The 378-nt window shown below is 58.2% G+C and carries 1 protein-coding gene; it reads left to right on the top strand.

Annotation, left to right across the window (positions count from 1 at the left end; all coding sequences use genetic code 11):
• Window positions 1–176: 176 nt before the first annotated feature.
• Window positions 177–378 (top strand): NYN domain-containing protein (locus EN780_RS38505; protein ID WP_145971065.1); only part of this gene is annotated, 202 nt, incomplete at its 3' end.

Raw genomic sequence — 378 nt, 5'->3', positions numbered from 1 at the left:
CGCCATTTCTGGCCAAGATAGTTTAGACCCCGGCAGGATGATACGGCTCAGTAGTCCGGATTTCTGTTTGCAGCCGCCTCTGCTACAACAGCAAGCAGCGCAAACCGGGGCCTGGTTGTGGTATCTCCGGCTAGAAATCGAGAGTTCGAGAATGCGCCAGCCGGGGGACGTGCTGCATGCCGACCGAAGCCCGATCGCCGCGCCTTGCGGTTCTCATCGACGCCGACAACGCTTCTGCCAAAATCGTCGATGGTCTGTTCGAAGAGATCGCGAAGATCGGCGAAGCCAGCGTCCGCCGCATCTACGGTGATTTCTCGAACGGCCGATCGAAAGGCTGGAACGAAGTAGTCTTGTCAAAGCACGCGATCATTCCGCAGC

Source organism: Mesorhizobium sp. M4B.F.Ca.ET.089.01.1.1 (genome assembly GCF_004022605.1).
Taxonomy (GTDB): Bacteria; Pseudomonadota; Alphaproteobacteria; order Rhizobiales; family Rhizobiaceae; genus Mesorhizobium; species Mesorhizobium abyssinicae.
The sequence above is the reverse complement of the archived record's forward strand: the minus strand, read 5'-3'. Positions and strand labels throughout refer to the sequence as shown.